General features: G+C 48.6%; 11 protein-coding genes. 8 read left to right on the forward strand and 3 right to left on the reverse strand.

What is annotated here, in order from left to right; genetic code table 11:
- Positions 1-5: 5 nt before the first annotated feature.
- Positions 6-5597: an FG-GAP-like repeat-containing protein gene (locus tag QUB63_RS10560; protein ID WP_332944995.1), complete on the reverse strand. Its 5592-nt coding sequence runs from the start codon at positions 5595-5597 to the stop codon at positions 6-8.
- 725 nt (positions 5598-6322) lie between these two features.
- Between QUB63_RS10560 and QUB63_RS10565 the strand changes: the two genes are divergently transcribed.
- The 7 genes from QUB63_RS10565 to QUB63_RS10595 all read left to right on the forward strand — a co-directional run bounded on the left by QUB63_RS10565 (position 6323) and on the right by QUB63_RS10595 (position 11502).
- Positions 6323-7324, forward strand: coding sequence for a TolB family protein (locus QUB63_RS10565; protein ID WP_332944996.1), 1002 nt, complete (start codon positions 6323-6325; stop codon positions 7322-7324).
- 372 nt (positions 7325-7696) lie between these two features.
- The gene (locus QUB63_RS10570; RefSeq protein ID WP_332944997.1) at positions 7697-7882 is read left to right on the forward strand and encodes a hypothetical protein; all 186 of its coding nucleotides are present in this window, start codon (positions 7697-7699) and stop codon (positions 7880-7882) included.
- A gap of 19 nt (positions 7883-7901) precedes the next feature.
- Positions 7902-8792 carry a transposase gene (locus QUB63_RS10575; protein ID WP_332944998.1) on the forward strand — a complete coding sequence of 297 codons (891 nt, stop codon included), beginning with the start codon at positions 7902-7904 and terminating at the stop codon, positions 8790-8792.
- Between the two features lie 90 nt (positions 8793-8882).
- Positions 8883-9371: a calcium-binding protein gene (locus tag QUB63_RS10580; RefSeq protein ID WP_332944999.1), complete on the forward strand. Its 489-nt coding sequence runs from the start codon at positions 8883-8885 to the stop codon at positions 9369-9371.
- The gene (locus tag QUB63_RS10585) at positions 9346-9567 is read left to right on the forward strand and encodes a hypothetical protein (protein ID WP_332945000.1); all 222 of its coding nucleotides are present in this window, start codon (positions 9346-9348) and stop codon (positions 9565-9567) included. Before QUB63_RS10580 ends, QUB63_RS10585 begins: the two co-directional genes overlap by 26 nt.
- Before the next feature lie 602 nt (positions 9568-10169).
- Positions 10170-10976, forward strand: coding sequence for a 5'/3'-nucleotidase SurE (gene surE / locus QUB63_RS10590; protein ID WP_332945001.1), 807 nt, complete (start codon positions 10170-10172; stop codon positions 10974-10976).
- Between the two features lie 127 nt (positions 10977-11103).
- Complete coding sequence (locus tag QUB63_RS10595) at positions 11104-11502, forward strand: hypothetical protein (protein ID WP_332945003.1); 399 nt, start codon at positions 11104-11106, stop codon at positions 11500-11502.
- A gap of 360 nt (positions 11503-11862) precedes the next feature.
- Here the strand turns inward: QUB63_RS10595 and QUB63_RS10600 are convergent, their stop codons facing one another.
- Complete coding sequence (locus QUB63_RS10600) at positions 11863-13083, reverse strand: LL-diaminopimelate aminotransferase (RefSeq protein WP_332945004.1); 1221 nt, start codon at positions 13081-13083, stop codon at positions 11863-11865.
- Positions 13084-13294: 211 nt separating this feature from the next.
- The gene (locus QUB63_RS10605; RefSeq protein ID WP_332945005.1) at positions 13295-13618 is read right to left on the reverse strand and encodes a thioredoxin family protein; all 324 of its coding nucleotides are present in this window, start codon (positions 13616-13618) and stop codon (positions 13295-13297) included.
- 144 nt (positions 13619-13762) lie between these two features.
- Between QUB63_RS10605 and QUB63_RS10610 the strand changes: the two genes are divergently transcribed.
- Entirely contained in the window at positions 13763-14515 is a 753-nt protein-coding gene (locus tag QUB63_RS10610; RefSeq protein WP_332945006.1) for a lipoate--protein ligase family protein, read from the forward strand.
- Positions 14516-14668: the final 153 nt, after the last annotated feature.

Below are 14668 nucleotides of genomic sequence, written 5' to 3' on the forward strand. Positions count from 1 at the left end.
GTCCCCTAGCGACTTATAGTAATAATATCTAAGTTGCCATCCTTATCTAAATCGTTCAAAATTATAGCTTCCGGCCCAGAATTTGCAGAATTTAGCGGTATATCGGTTCGGGAAAAAGAGCCGCTGCTGTTACTCAAAAGCACTGATATATTGTTGCTGCTATAAGAATTTGCCGTGACGATATCATTTTTACCATCCTTATTGATATCTCCCACGGCTACAGATACGGCTCCATAACCTACTGTATAATTGGTTTGAGTACCGAAATTACCACTGCCATCGCCTAATAATACTGATACTCTACCGGTGTAGGGACTCGTATTCCCACCATCATAAGGACTGGCAGTAACGATATCGTTTTTGCCGTCGCCATTTACATCACCTACAGCTACAGATTGTGACTGGTTTGCCACTGGGTAATCTTTTTGGGTAGCAAAAGTACCGTCGCCATTTCCAGGTATTACTGATACATTACTATTATAATTGGCAATAATAATATCGGGAATTGCATCATCATTGACATCTTTGATTGTTAGTGCTGCACCATAATATGCTTGATAGTAAGTCTTAGCAGTAAACAACTGACCGTTGTTAATTGGGGGTGTTTGAGGTGTTCCAGAAAGGGAATCAGAAATGCTTTTGACATTACCCTTAGCATCGTACTCGTAAGAAGTAGTATTTCCCCGCGCGTCAGTTCTTTTCGTCACCAACAAATTCTGATTTCGCTCAAAAGCAGGCTTATTTCCCCCTGCATCTTTTGCCGAAACAACTTGCCCAGTTTGGTCGAGAATCTGAGTAACTACCCCACCGCTACCATCAGCATAACTCGCTTCTACCGCACCTAAAGGCTTAGCTACAGGCGCATTCAAAGGATTAGTTGTATCCTGTTCCCGATAAAGTCCTTGCACCTGTACCGGTGCCACCTGCAACTGCGAACCGTCGGAGCGAATTCCCCCTGTTGCCCTACCCGCAAAGTCGTATAATGTTTGTTCGGAAAATCCCCGTTTGTCTATCTCTTTTGTGATGTGACGCTGCGCGTCGTAGCTAAACGTCCGCGCTTTGGTATCCGGGTCAACAATCTTTTGTAGGTTGCCCGCAGCGTCATATTCTAACTTTGTCAACCGTCCGGCTGGGTCTTCTATTTGACTTACTTTGCCGTTGGCATAGGTCAACTTGGTAATCAACCCTGCTACGTCGATGATTTGGGACAACTCACCTGATGAATTGTAAATATATTTGGTCTCGTTGCCGTTAGCTTCTTTGACTGAAACCAGGCGTTTGCCAGTATTGAAACTGTAAACAGTTTTGTCATTTAACGTGCGGCTAAATGTGCCGTCTGCCAGTTTCTCGAATTTGGAGAAATCCCCGGGAGGAGATACGTACCCGGACCCTGCTGCTGGGGATTTGTCGAATACTAATTCGCTGCCGTCTCCGTCAATCAGCAATAATGAAGAGTCGGAGTTTTCTACTAATTCTTGCCATCCAGCAATCCCCCAACCGCTGCCGAAAGGACTGTTGATTGTATTGACTGAAATCAACTTATCCTTCGTATCGGTTGATGAACCGGCAAATATACTGCCTGTAAATCGGCGGATGCCGCTGTTAATAGTATAGTCGTACTGACCGGAAGGCAAGGCACTCATATCGACTTGCAACGCGGCGTCAATTGAACCTCCATTCGAGGGCATTGACCAGAAGTGTTCGCCTCCCGTTAAACCGTATTGGTTGCCGGAATATCCGGGTATTTGATACTGAAATTTTCCTGCGTCTACGGTGAGTTTAGCGACTAATTTTTGGGCTGTATCGGCGGGCGCGTTATTGTAGCCGAAGTGGACGATCGGTCTGGGGTCTGCCCTGAGAGAATCGTAGGTTAGGGTTAAACTGTGGCTTTCTCCCATCGATTGATAGGGTACGAGGTTGTGAGTTTCGATTACTGCCCCGGAGTGCATTTCTACTTCAGAGGTTAAGCCTCCTTTGGCTTTGCATTCGTTGCATTTGTCTTTGGGGTTGCGGGGGTCTTGACCCGGATTTTTTGGCGCAGGCGCAGGCGGGGCGAAGAAGTGCCAACTGCTGTTGCGGATGCCTCCTGAAACCGTTTCGATGGCGGTGCCGTCGGCGCTGACTTTGCCGGTACCTACGTTGTCGAAGAAGCCTGTGGTGGGGTTAATCGACCACAAGTCCATTGTGGTAGCAGGTGCGTATCCGGCGCGGTTGGGCAAGGAGAGTGGTGCCGGAGTAGTAAACACCATATCCCCGGGCTGGATGGTAACTACCAAATCGGTGTGTAAATTGGGCGGCAGGGCGGCGGGAGTTAATTCGGTGGGAACTTCGGTGATGCTGAGGTTTTCGGTGTAGGGGTTGCCTTCGGTGTCTTTGATGGTACCTGCTTTGACGAATACTGATGCTTTGGGTATGGCTGCTGTGGTTACTGTGGTGTCGGCTGCTGGGTTGATGGTTTTGCCGTTGGCGGTGTCGATCGGCGGCAGGTAAATCGGACGGGTGATAACATTATTAACGTTGGAGTAAACTTCGTGTCCCAACAACAGCGGCAGTTTTTCGGCAATGTAGGGATAGTTGTCTTCTCCTGTAATGCCGTCTCCGTAAATTTGTAGGGTGTTTGGCGGCACTATGTCGGGAAGCCCCACCGCAGCTAAACCGGGAAATTCCAGCCGCAGAATTTCAAAGGAACCGTCGGCGGCGGTTATTTCCCGCGCATCGCCGAGTCCTACCAAAACACCTGCTAGGGGTTCTTGGTTGGTGTTTTTAATCACTCCTGAAATGCGGGTGCGGCCGGGAGTCGAAGGGGTGACATTAACTGTAACCGATCGAGTTGTTTCTAACTCTCCGTCGCTGGCAACCAACGTAAAGTTGTAAGTGCCTATTTCTTCGGGAGTGGGAGAAATTTCTAAAGTACCGTTGCCGGTGATTTTGCCCGTGGGTAAGGCAGCGGACGATTTGACAGCAAAGCTGATGGGGTCGCCGTCGGAGTCGGTGCCGGTGAGGGGCAGTTTGAAAGTTTCTCCGACTTTGACGTTGATGGTTTGAACCGCCGATAAGCTGGGGGCTTGATTTGCCCCACCGGCAAGGGCGGTGGCGGTGAGGGAAAATTTCTGGAAGTTGGGGTTGTTGATGGTGATTTCTACGGAGTCTGAAATCGCCCCGGCATCCAATCCTCCGGCGGGAATTGCACGGCGTAAATTGATGTAGGGTTTGCCGCTGCTGTCAGTGCCGCTGGGATTTTGCAGGGTTACTCCGGCTGGCAAATTCGGGAAAACTACTGCGACGCTGCGGCTGACTGGGTTGCCGTTATTTTGTACCCGTACAGATGCTTTGTAGCTGCCCGTGGCGGGGTCGAACTGTACCTGAGAGAAGTTTACTTTTAAATCGGAGGCTGCTGTCAGGTTGCTGGTATCGAGGCTGCCACCGCTGGTGGCTTTGTTCTGCGCTGCAACAAAAACCGGACTGGTAGTACCTTCTTCATCGACGGTATTGGTAAGGTTCTTGACTTCTACACTACTGCCAGTATCAGTGTCGCTGTCAATTAACTTAAACAGCAAATTGCCGCTGCTGCTGTTCGTCACGCCAGTCAAATCGATTTCTACGATGTCGCCGCTGTACCGCACCCGTCCGGGTACGAATTCGGCTTTGCTGCCGGCTAGGGAAAATAGCGGTGTTCCGGGGCTTCCTCCATCCAGTAGGGTTTGGCTGGGATTGTTTGGGGAAACTAGGTAAATTTGGAACAAGTCTTCAATTGCCGATGCTGTATCTGTTTTGTCGAAGTCGGCTTTGAGTTGGAACCGCAGGGTGCGGCTGCCTTTGGCTTGCCCTAATTGCACGGGAACTACGGCTTGGACGAGTTTGCTGTTGCGTTCGGCCAAAAGTACGGTGTTTGTTGATGTTGCTGCCCAGCCCGTACTGCCATTGGGGGTGACGGTGAAGTTGCTGGCGACGGAGAAGTTGGCAGTTTGAGATATTTGGTTGCCGGCGGTATCTGTTGCTGTAATGGCAGCGGTGTGGCTGCCGGTTGCTAGTGGCGAGTTGGGAGGCGGGGAGTCGAACTTGCCATCGGTTCCAGGAGTCAAAGTGTTGGGGCTGCTGCCATCGACGGAGGATTGCAGGTTGGACAGATTTGTCCCGGTGTCGGTTGCGGTGCCGATGAGTCGGACTGTATTGCTGTGGTTGCCTCCGGGAATTGGCGTCACCAAGGCGGTTTGGGGTGCGGCGGTGTCGAGGGTAAAGCTGAGGTTGAAGGTGCTGGATGTGTTGCCGGCGGTGTCGGCGGCAATCAGGCGGAGAGTGTAGTTGCCGTCTCTGAGGGGATTGCGGCGGATGGTTTCGAGTTGGGCGCGACTGAGGGTGAAGCTGCCGTTGTTCAGGAGGGAGGTAATGTCGGTAAATTCGGCTGTGGGGGTGTCGTCGAATCCGGCGCGGAAGCTGGCGATGCTGCTGCTGTCGGTGACGGTACCGCCGATCGCAGGATTGTTTGTGATACGATCGCCATTAGATATTCCAGTATCGTTGGTTAAGGTGGCTGCAATAACAGGCGCTGTCGTATCGTTGGGAACTAAGCTGTTGGCGTAGTCAATAATTTGCTGGCCCAGAGGGGTGGTGCGCCATTCTTTTGCTGGGTTGATGGCGGTGCCGATTGCGGGGGCATTGCCGCTTGCGCCGGTGAAAGTGAAGATTAAATCGTTGTAGTCGCCGTCTGCTTGAGCCGCCGGCACGTCTTCTATTGCTATAGTGTTGCCTGTTCCTGTAACATCTGCGATCGGCATTTGGTACTTGCTGTTTGCAGAATTAGCTGGCACGATGGAGAACATGGGCCGGTGTTCGGGGAATAAATCCCACAGCCACTGGTTGTTGTAGGATATCTGTACCGTGCCGTTGGGAACCAGCATGACTCCAAAAGTATCTCCCGGTGTCATGGTGAAGGTTTTGGCACCAGTGTAGGGCCCGGAGCCCCAATTGTATTCTCCCGGCATCGAACCGCTAAATTTTGCGCCTTCAGTAGAGTCGCGGAGTACGACGTAGCCTAAGGTGGAGTTGGTAAGAGCCCTGCGGGATGCTTCCAGGACGAAGGCTTCCGAACCGGGGACTAAAGCGGACATCCCCGAGAGGCTGAAAACGGCTAGTTCGCCTTGGTAGTAGCCACCGTCAAACAGGTAGTCCGCACTGACTTGCCCGCTTGCACCGACTTGGAAAACTCCGATGGGCAAATTGCTGTTTTTTGCCTGCCGAGCGGGGGCAGATGTGTCGGGAAGCTGGCTGGCAGCAATAGTGCCCGTTTGTGTTGCTATTTTTTCGCCGGTTAAGGTGTCGCTGTTTGTGGAGGCTGAGGGCGAGGTGTTTGGGACTGCACCCAAGAACTGCGGTTGTATTAAAAATTGTGCAAAACTCTTGCTCTCTTCAACTTTTTGTGATGTGAAAAAATTGCCCCCTGCTGTTTGTGAAATTGGGGCGGGAATGCTGTTGGAATTGCCAGCGGTACGGCCCGAAGTGAATAATTTTTCCGGCGCTAACGGGTTCGTTGCGGTCTTCTCTGAGTGAATTTCAAATGGCTTTTTCAGAGGCAACAAATTGTCTTGAAAATTATTCATATCCCCTCACACTTTTTGACAGTACACCCGATGGCAATGAGTTTTAGTTTGAATTCACCTGCGATGATAATTCGCCTGCAATTAGAATTTCTTGCGATGAGAATTCCCTGTTCGTAGTGTGGAATGCGAGTCCGCTATTTTTTGCGGACTCGCATTCCACACTACAAACCGTTTTTGTTATTGTATTTGGTATAAGAGCGCGATCGATCGTTTGCCCGCAATGACTGTGCTTTTACAGCAAGATTTGTTGGCATTTTATTAAGGACGATCGATCGGACGCGCTCTAACTCATTGTTCGATTCGATTTTTATACCGCAAATTCTCTCACGTTTTTGTGTTGTTTGTTCGCGCCATTTGTTAATTTTTTTTGAAGTATATTATTTATTTTTGTTAATCAATCTTAAATTATGTATGTTACGCGCTCTCAAATCGCCATTGGGGTGAAAATCGTTGGAAAATAACGAACAACTGGCAACCAAAGTGAAATAATTAAGCCGAACGAATCAATCAATCAATCAATCCCGGACACAAAAAGAGGCTTGACACGCTACTTGTAGCGGTAAGGTGTGCGCTGCCCTAAACAAGCTGTCAACTTTCTCTTGTCCGCTGTCAACTCTAAAAACGGAGATTTAAATCCAACTACTAACTGTTAACTGTCCGCTGTAAACCGTTAACACGGGGATTTAAACCCAACTATCAACTATCAACTGTCAACTATCAACTATATGACTGCGACTCTAGTTTCTACAAACTCGGCTGGTGAAATTGCAAATGCTGCTTCTTTGTTTCTCTCTATCTCTCCCAACGGACGGTTTGTAGCGTTTGATTCAGCCGCCACCAATCTCGTAACAGGTGATACGAATAACACAGCAGACATTTTTGCTCGCGACTTGTCAAGCAATACCACAACTCGCCTTTCTCTTTCGGGAACTGGCGAACAGGGAAACGGTATTTCTTCGCTACCTGCTATTTCTAATAACGGACAATTTGTAGCTTTTCAATCCTTAGCATCCAACCTCGTAACGGGCGATACGAATAATCGGGCTGACATTTTCTTGCGGAATGTACAAGCCAATACTACTACTCGCGTTTCTGTTTCTGGGACAGGAGAACAAGGAAATGGAAATTATGTTTCTGCCCCTGCTATTTCTGGCACTGGGCGATTTGTGGCTTTTGTTTCAGATAGTTCCAATTTAGTGCCGGGGGATGCGAACAATCTGCCTGATGTTTTCGTGCGGGATTTGCAAGCGAATACTACGAATCGCGCTTCTGTTTCTGCCAGCGGCGGAGGTACTGATTCTTTTGAGGTTCCTGCTATTTCTGCTAGCGGGCGATTTGTGGCTTTTGAGTCGGGAGTCTCCAGCTTAGTACCGGGGGATGGAAATAGTGTCAGCGATATTTTCGTGCGGGATTTGCAAGCAAATATTACAAATCGCGTATCTGTGTCTGCGACAGGGAGTGAGAGAAATGCTGGTTCTTTTAGTCCAACGATATCTGCTAGTGGCAGGTTTGTTGCTTTTGAGTCTGCTGCTTCTAATTTAGTAGCGGGAGACGGGAATAATAGTCGGGATATTTTTGTGCGGGATTTGTCTGAGAATACTACTGTACTTGTTTCTGTGTCCGCAACGGGCGATCGCGCTAACGGCGATTCCAAGCGTCCCTCTATTTCTGATGACGGCAGGTTTGTGGCGTTTTCTTCTGAAGCTTCTAACTGGAGTTTAGACTAAAAAATTACGATCGCACGTGGCTAATTACGATCACCCCAGCAAACTCGAAGGGGTTAGAGAGTGGACAACAGAGAAAAAAATACCGGGTCAGCTCATGCCTGAGTTGACCCGGATGACGGAAAATGGGGGAAGTATCACCAACCCCGATCGACCGCTATGAATGTTGTCACTCAATTGCAAGAGTTTCGTCAAGCAATCTACAAGAATCTATGTGTATTGCGCAAGATGCTACCTTTGAATTAATGGATGCACTCTTGCTCACGAGAAAAGCTCAAAGTTTAGCTGATTTATCGTCCAGATTGCGTCTTTCGTCGCCAATGGTCGAGCGTTTACGAAGCACTGCAAGATACTCGTCCCGATCGACAACAGTTAATGAAGCTCTACATCGCACAAATCCCTCAATCAGAACCAATTGTACTCGCAGGCGATCGCACGAGTTGGTCGAGGCCGTTTGCTAAAACCCTTCAAGAACGCACCTACGAACATTCCCCATCGCAATTGGGAGGTCGTCCGGTGACGCCAGGGATATGGCTACAGTACCTTGGCATGGATACCTGAAGCACAGGGGAGTTGGGCAGTGCCACTGTTACACGAAAGAATTACCAGTTGGGACAGTCCGATTTCTCAAGCAGTCCAGCAATTATCGAGTGTGAGTGCTCACTTGCCATCAAGAGCGCTATCGTTGTGGGACAGTGAATACGGTTGTGCACCCTTCATCAATCAAACAGCAGAGCTTCCTGTAGATAAACTGATGCGTCTGCGCTCAAATTTATGTTTGTGGGGTACACCTGCTGCCTACGGTGGTCGGGGTAGACCCAAAGTTCACGGCGATAAATTCAAACTCAACGACCCTACAACTTGGAGAAACCCAGCACAAAAAATTGAGGTAAATGACCCTGATTTGGGTCAATTGCGGGTGCGGGTTTGGCACAATTACCATTTTCGTTTGTCCCCCTCTCATCCGATGTCTGTTCTACTGGTAGAACGACTGACTCCTGATGGTTGTCCCAAAATTTCCAAGCCGATGTGGTTGGCATTTGTGGGATTAAAAATGCCTCCTGCCTGTGAAGTTTGGCGGCTCTATTTGCGACGATTTGCGATTGACCACTGGTATCGTTTTGCCAAGAATCGTCGACCTTGGACTGTTCCTGTGTTAAGTACACCTGTTCAATGCGATCGCTGGAGTGATTTAATGCCGATCGTCACTTGGCAATTATGGTTGGCTCGTCAGCTTGTGGTACAGCGTCCTCTGCCTTGGCAGAAATCTCAGGTCAAACTTACCCCTGGACGGGTAGCTCAATCGTTTGGAAGTATTTTAGCCGTGTTAGGTACACCAGCTCGACCTCCTAAACTGCGAGGTAAATCTCCCGGTTGGATTAGAGGGAAACAACGACGACGTAGAATTCGATATCCCGTCGTCAAAAAAGGGTTTTCTAGAGCGAGAAAACCCGACAAAAAGTCCCCTTAAGAAGAATTTTTTGAGTGAGCATTTTTGAGTGCATTCAATTTACAGTAATGCACCTTTTTCTTCTGTCTTAGTCTAAACTCCAGTTCTAACTTGGTTCCGGGGGATACGAACAACCGCAGCGATATTTTTGTGCGGGATTTGCAAGCTAATACTATTACTCGCGTGTCTGCGGATGCTGCGGGGGAGGTTGCTAACGGTATTTCCCTACTTCCTGCTATTTCTAATGATGGCAAGCGAGTGGCGTTTTTTTCGCTGGCTAGCAATTTGGTGCCGGGGGATACGAATAATGTTTCTGATATTTTTGTTTTTGACTTTGACAGCGGTTCTAATACTGTCACCGGTACTCCCAATAATGATACTTTGACTGGCAGCAATGACAGCGATATTATCAACGGTTTTGGTGGCGATGATGTGTTGGCTGGTTTGCAAGGCAATGATGTTTTAAATGGGGGTGCGGGCAACGATATTTTATCGGGCGGCAGGGGGAATGATTTTCTCAGGGGCGGGGCTGGAAATGATACTCTCTTTCTTAGGGGCTGGCAGGGATACTTTTGTGTTGGGTTTGGGGCTGGGGGTTGATACGATTGTTGATTTTACTAACGCTCAAGATTCGATTCAATTAGCTAGCGGTTTGAATTTTGGCAAGCTTTCCATAGCAGCCGGAAATAATGCTACGTTAATTAGGTTGGCGAGCAACAATCAATTGTTGGCTGCGATCAATGGGGTTGAACCTAGGGCTCTGGGGCCTAAAGATTTTAATTCAGTTGAGTTGTGAGGTGTAAAAATTATTTTTTTGAGGTGGTAAGTGTTGGGAAAACCGGATCAAAGAAGAGAACCCATTTAATATATATGATGACTAGCTACGCTCAGAAACAAATGCTATTAAATTTACGAAAAAAGTGGTTTGATATGCTCTTATAGCGGTAACGTACTCGGTGCGCAACCAGCCAGCTCAAGCGCAATCAACCTATTTGCCTGATTGTAGGCCTTGTTCGTTGAGAACTGCTATATTTATAGCTAATCGTCGATCGCGCGCCAGAAGATTTATCGCCCTTACGCGATGACAAGCAACTTGAAAACCTTGCTATACAAGAGTTAACGGGACTCAAATATTTTCTAGCCCCTAAAGTGGCCCAAAACCTCTCTGGAAGAATGTACAGAGGTCGATGCCCGAAAAATGCCTGAAACTATGCGTAAATACTGGATTAATGCCAATTAGAGCTAAAAGTCTCTCTCGGTCTGGGTTTTAAGCCTTTTTCGTCTCATTTTTTGTTTGAGTCCGGTTAAACCATTGTCTGCAGAATTGATGTTTAAAGGCTTCGCGATCGCCCTACTTGAATCTAGTTTAAGATTATTCTCAGGCCTCTAAAAATTTCAATGAAACTTTTAATTAGCAACGACGACGGCATCTTTGCCCAAGGCATCCGCAGCCTCGCCAACGCTCTCACCGCCGCCGGCCACTCTGTGAGCGTAGTTTGTCCCGACAGAGAGCGCTCCGCTACCGGCCACGGCCTTACACTGCACCAACCCATCCGCGCCGAAATTGTCGAATCTGTTTTTGACCCCGCCGTCACAGCTTGGGCTTGTTCGGGTACTCCCGCCGACTGCGTGAAACTAGCTTTGTGGGCTTTACTTGACAAACCGCCAGATTTTGTCCTTTCCGGCGTCAACCACGGGCCGAATTTAGGCACGGACATCCTCTGTTCGGGCACGGTTTCAGCGGCGATGGAAGGAATCATGGAAGGCATTCCCAGCATTGCTTTCAGCCTCGCCAGCTATACTTCCCAGGAATTTGGGCCGGCGGTGGATTTCGCTGTCACCTTGCTGCGACAGTTGGAAAAACAGCCAATGGCCAAACCGACGCTGTTGAATGTCAACATACCACCAGTCTCACAAGCAGAAATTACCGGAGTTGCGATCGCCCGTCAAGGCATTCGCCGCTATTTCGACATATTTCAAAAGCGCACCGATCCGCGCGGCAAAACTTATTATTGGCTGGCTGGGGAATTGTTAGAAGATGTGGAAGAAACCTCCGAATCGGCAGTGCCGCATGATATTCCTACAGATGTACAGGCTATTGGCGACAACAAGATAACCGTTACTCCGCTGCAATACAATCTCACCTGTGCTCCCGACTTGCACTCGTTGCGAGATTGGCAATTTGAAGGTTTTCCCAAGCAGTGAGCTCCGATCGACCCGATCGCCGCTGTAAACTAGGAATTAAGGATAAAGTGCCTATGAAGGTATATGCCCTAGGCGTTAACGCAGGCTCTCAATTGGTTGTTGGTTTTTTTACTCTAGAAAAGCAGTTATGAACGCTCCCACCTATAACACTCATTCTGTCACTTGCCCGATTTGCCACCGTTCCAGCGTCGTGGGCCCAGTCGGAATGGTCAGCGGACTATTCACCTGTCCCCACTGCCATTCCCATATGGTAATTAGCTGGAGCGGTCATTTTGTCCGCGATCCTTTTAGTCTCAAACAACTCACGGTGGGAAAGATGCTCAGGCGCGAGAGCAGGCCGCTAGCTCGCCTCCAGCGGGACTTTGGGCGGGGCTTGCATTTCCCGCTGCTGGCGATTTTGGGAAGCGTGGTGTTTTTGGGATGTGCGATCGCCGCTACGGAACAATCGCTGCCCCGACAGAATTCAGTTCAAGGATTTTTAGAGTGGGTGAGCGGAACAGGCAATTCCCCAGATGTCTCGCGTTAACATTTCTCAACATAAATTGTGACAGATATTCCGTGCAAATATCTATTCCTTTAGGTAGAGATAACAATAGTTTAGCTTGCTCCCATCTCGATCGGCGGGTAAAAACTTAGTTATTGTAGGATACGAGCAAGGGCAGATATGTCTGGCGCGAGCCGGGAAACAATGAGTGGGGCGGGCTTCGACGCCGCCCGACAAGTTAAATTTAAATGCCGCAACAGCTTATTAAATGGAAAAAAGCCGATCGAGCGATAGACTTATTGCATAAATCTTTGGTAATTGCGGAAGCGGATGTCAGGCAGATGCAACGCACAGAAACGCAGATAATTTCATCAAGAGCGAGGGAATGCCTGCAATCTCGATCTAATTGAGAAATTCCGCAATTTTTCTAACTGCTGTTTCCAAAATTTCTGGCGGCTCGACTAAGGCAAATCGCACGTAGCCTTCTCCTGATTTCCCGAAACCGGCACCGGGGGAAGCTGCGACTCCTGTACTCTGTACTAGCTGAGTGCAAAATTTCACCGAATCCGAGGCCCAAGGTGCCTGCAGTTTCGCCCAGACGTACATCGTGGCAGGGGGTACGGGTACTTGCCAACCGATGCCCTGCAGCGCGTTTACAAAGGCATCCCGCCGTTTTCTGAAGGTTTCTACACTGGTGGTGACGGTATCTTGGGGGCCTGTTAATGCGGAGATCGCTCCGTTCAAAATCCCTAGATATTGGTTGAAGTCCACTGCGGCTTTTACTTGTCGCAGGGCTGCAATTAGTTCGGGATTGCCGATCGCGTATCCGACTCGAAAGCCTCCCATGCTGTAGGATTTGGATAGGGTGAAAAACTCGATCGCCACGTTTTTTTCTCGATCGGCTTGAAAGATTGACGGCGCCATCAATTTGCGGTTTTCCTCGATATCTGAGGGCCCGCACGGGGACACCGCCCCTACGGAATTGCCAAACACCAAATCCACATAAGGGAAATCGTGCACTAAAACGAGCTGATGTTCCCGACAAAAAGCCACAGCTTTCTCGAAAAAAGCCAGCGGGGCGATCGCAGTTGTAGGATTGTGAGGATAGCTCAAAACCATCATCTTCGACTGAGCCAGCACCGGCAGGGGAATATTTTCAAATACTGGCAAAAACGCATTTTCTGCTAATAGCGGCATCGGATAAATTTGACCGCCCGCCAGATAGACACCGCCCGCGTGGGAAGGATAGCCCGGATCGAGCAGCAAAGCAAAATCTCCGGGGTTGAGCACGGCTAAAGGCATATGCGCCGTGCCTTCTTGGGAACCAATTAACGGCAGCACTTCTGTTTCTGGATCGACTGAAATTCCAAATTTTTGCTCGTACCAGCAAGCTGCCGCTTCCCGAAAATTTCTTGTCCCGTTAAACAGCAAATAGCCGTGGGTGCTGGAGTCAGACAAAGAACGGGCGATCGCATCTGTAATGTGAGCAGCCGCCGGCAAATCGGAAGAACCTAGAGACAAGTCTATCACATTTTGTCCGGCGGCCCTGGCGAGGGATTTTGCTCGATCCATATCGGCAAATACATTAAATTTCAGGGGTTCTAAACGTTTGGCAAATTGCATATTTTTTGTATTTTTTTTGATATTAATCAATTATTTTAAATTGCTTAAGACTGATTATTTTTGATGTTTTCCAGAGATTTTTTTAACCGCAGAGAGCGCAGAGGGCGCAAAGGAAGAGAGAGATTGAAGAGAAAGGAGAGATGTTGAAAATTTATTGGGATGGCTCTAGTTGTGAGTGGGGAGTTGGAAACTCCCGAATCATTTCAAAATTTTATAAGTGACCTTCTAGCAAACCGAGCAATGTTTGTTTGGTAATAGCTCCTTCGTGGGAAAGGACTACTTCGCCATTTTTAAACAGTCTGAGTGCTGGGACTCCTTCGACTTTATACTGCTTGACAGTATTAGGATTGGGGTCAATTTCCATTTTAACCACTTTCAGGTGGCTGTAGTTGGCCGCCACCCAGTCTACCGAAGGCGCGATCAGTTTGCAAGGCCCGCACCAAGTAGCCCAAAAATAAGCAAGCACTGGTTGCTCTGCTTTCAGCACTTCTGTTTCAAATTTTTCGTCGTTGATGACAATTACACTGTTGCTCATGATTTTACGATGATTTTTCCTGATTATTTATAAAGCACGGGCGCGCTTGAAACTTGCACTAACTTAGAAGGCAGGCACAAAAAACTGTTACTAATTTTAAAACATTCTGCGAATTATTGACTAGAAACTGAGGACTGGGGACTGATGGCTAATTCTGTTTGGCGTTTAATTCCGCTGCTGTCGGCGTCTGGTAAGGTGCAGATGGCGATCGACCAATGGCTGCTGCAACAGCATCTAGCGGGGAAAAATCCCCCAACTCTGCGATTTTACACCTGGCAACCGGCGGCGATTTCCTTGGGCTACCACCAGCGCCGGTGGCCGGAGTTTTGGCAGCAGCTATCTTGGCAGGGAAAGCCTGTGGAGTTGGTGAGACGCCCCAGCGGCGGGCGCGCTGTGCTCCACCAAGGGGATTTGACTTATGCAGTTGTGGCGTCGGGATTTGGCGGCAGCCGCCTGAAAGCTTATCACACTATATGCGAGTTTTTGATTGAGGGTTGGCGGGCGATCGGTGTGGATTTGCACTACGGGGAAGCTGGGCGCGGTTACATTCACAATCCCAATTGTTTTGGTACGGCGACGGGTGCGGATTTAGTGACTGCTGATGGCTGCAAGTTAATTGGTAGCGCGCAATTGCGCCGGGGCGATGCTATTTTGCAGCACGGTTCGATGCGTTTGCAGCCGAATGTTGGTTTGTTTTCTCAGGTTTTTGGGGAGGAATTAATTCCTGTGAAATTACCTTTATCTGAAGGTGGAGATGATTTGATTGCAACTGTAATTGATGCTTTGAGTGCGGCGGCTTGTCGCTGTTTTGATATTGATTTGGAGGTGCGGCCGCTTTCGGAGGAGGAATGGGAGGAGATTTGGGAATTGACTAGAAAAACTTCTATTTGTAGGTAGGCCCTGCCAAGTATATCAAGGTAGTGCGATCGATCTTTGGTGATTGTGGCTGGTATCATATTGACAACGTTGGGTGTTCGTGGTTGGATAAGAAGTAATGCGAAAACTTGCTGTCTTGTAGTTCGTATTCAAATACGCTAAACTACCCCGTTG

Origin of the sequence: Microcoleus sp. ARI1-B5, assembly GCF_036705795.1 — a bacterium.
Classification (GTDB): domain Bacteria; phylum Cyanobacteriota; class Cyanobacteriia; order Cyanobacteriales; family Microcoleaceae; genus Microcoleus.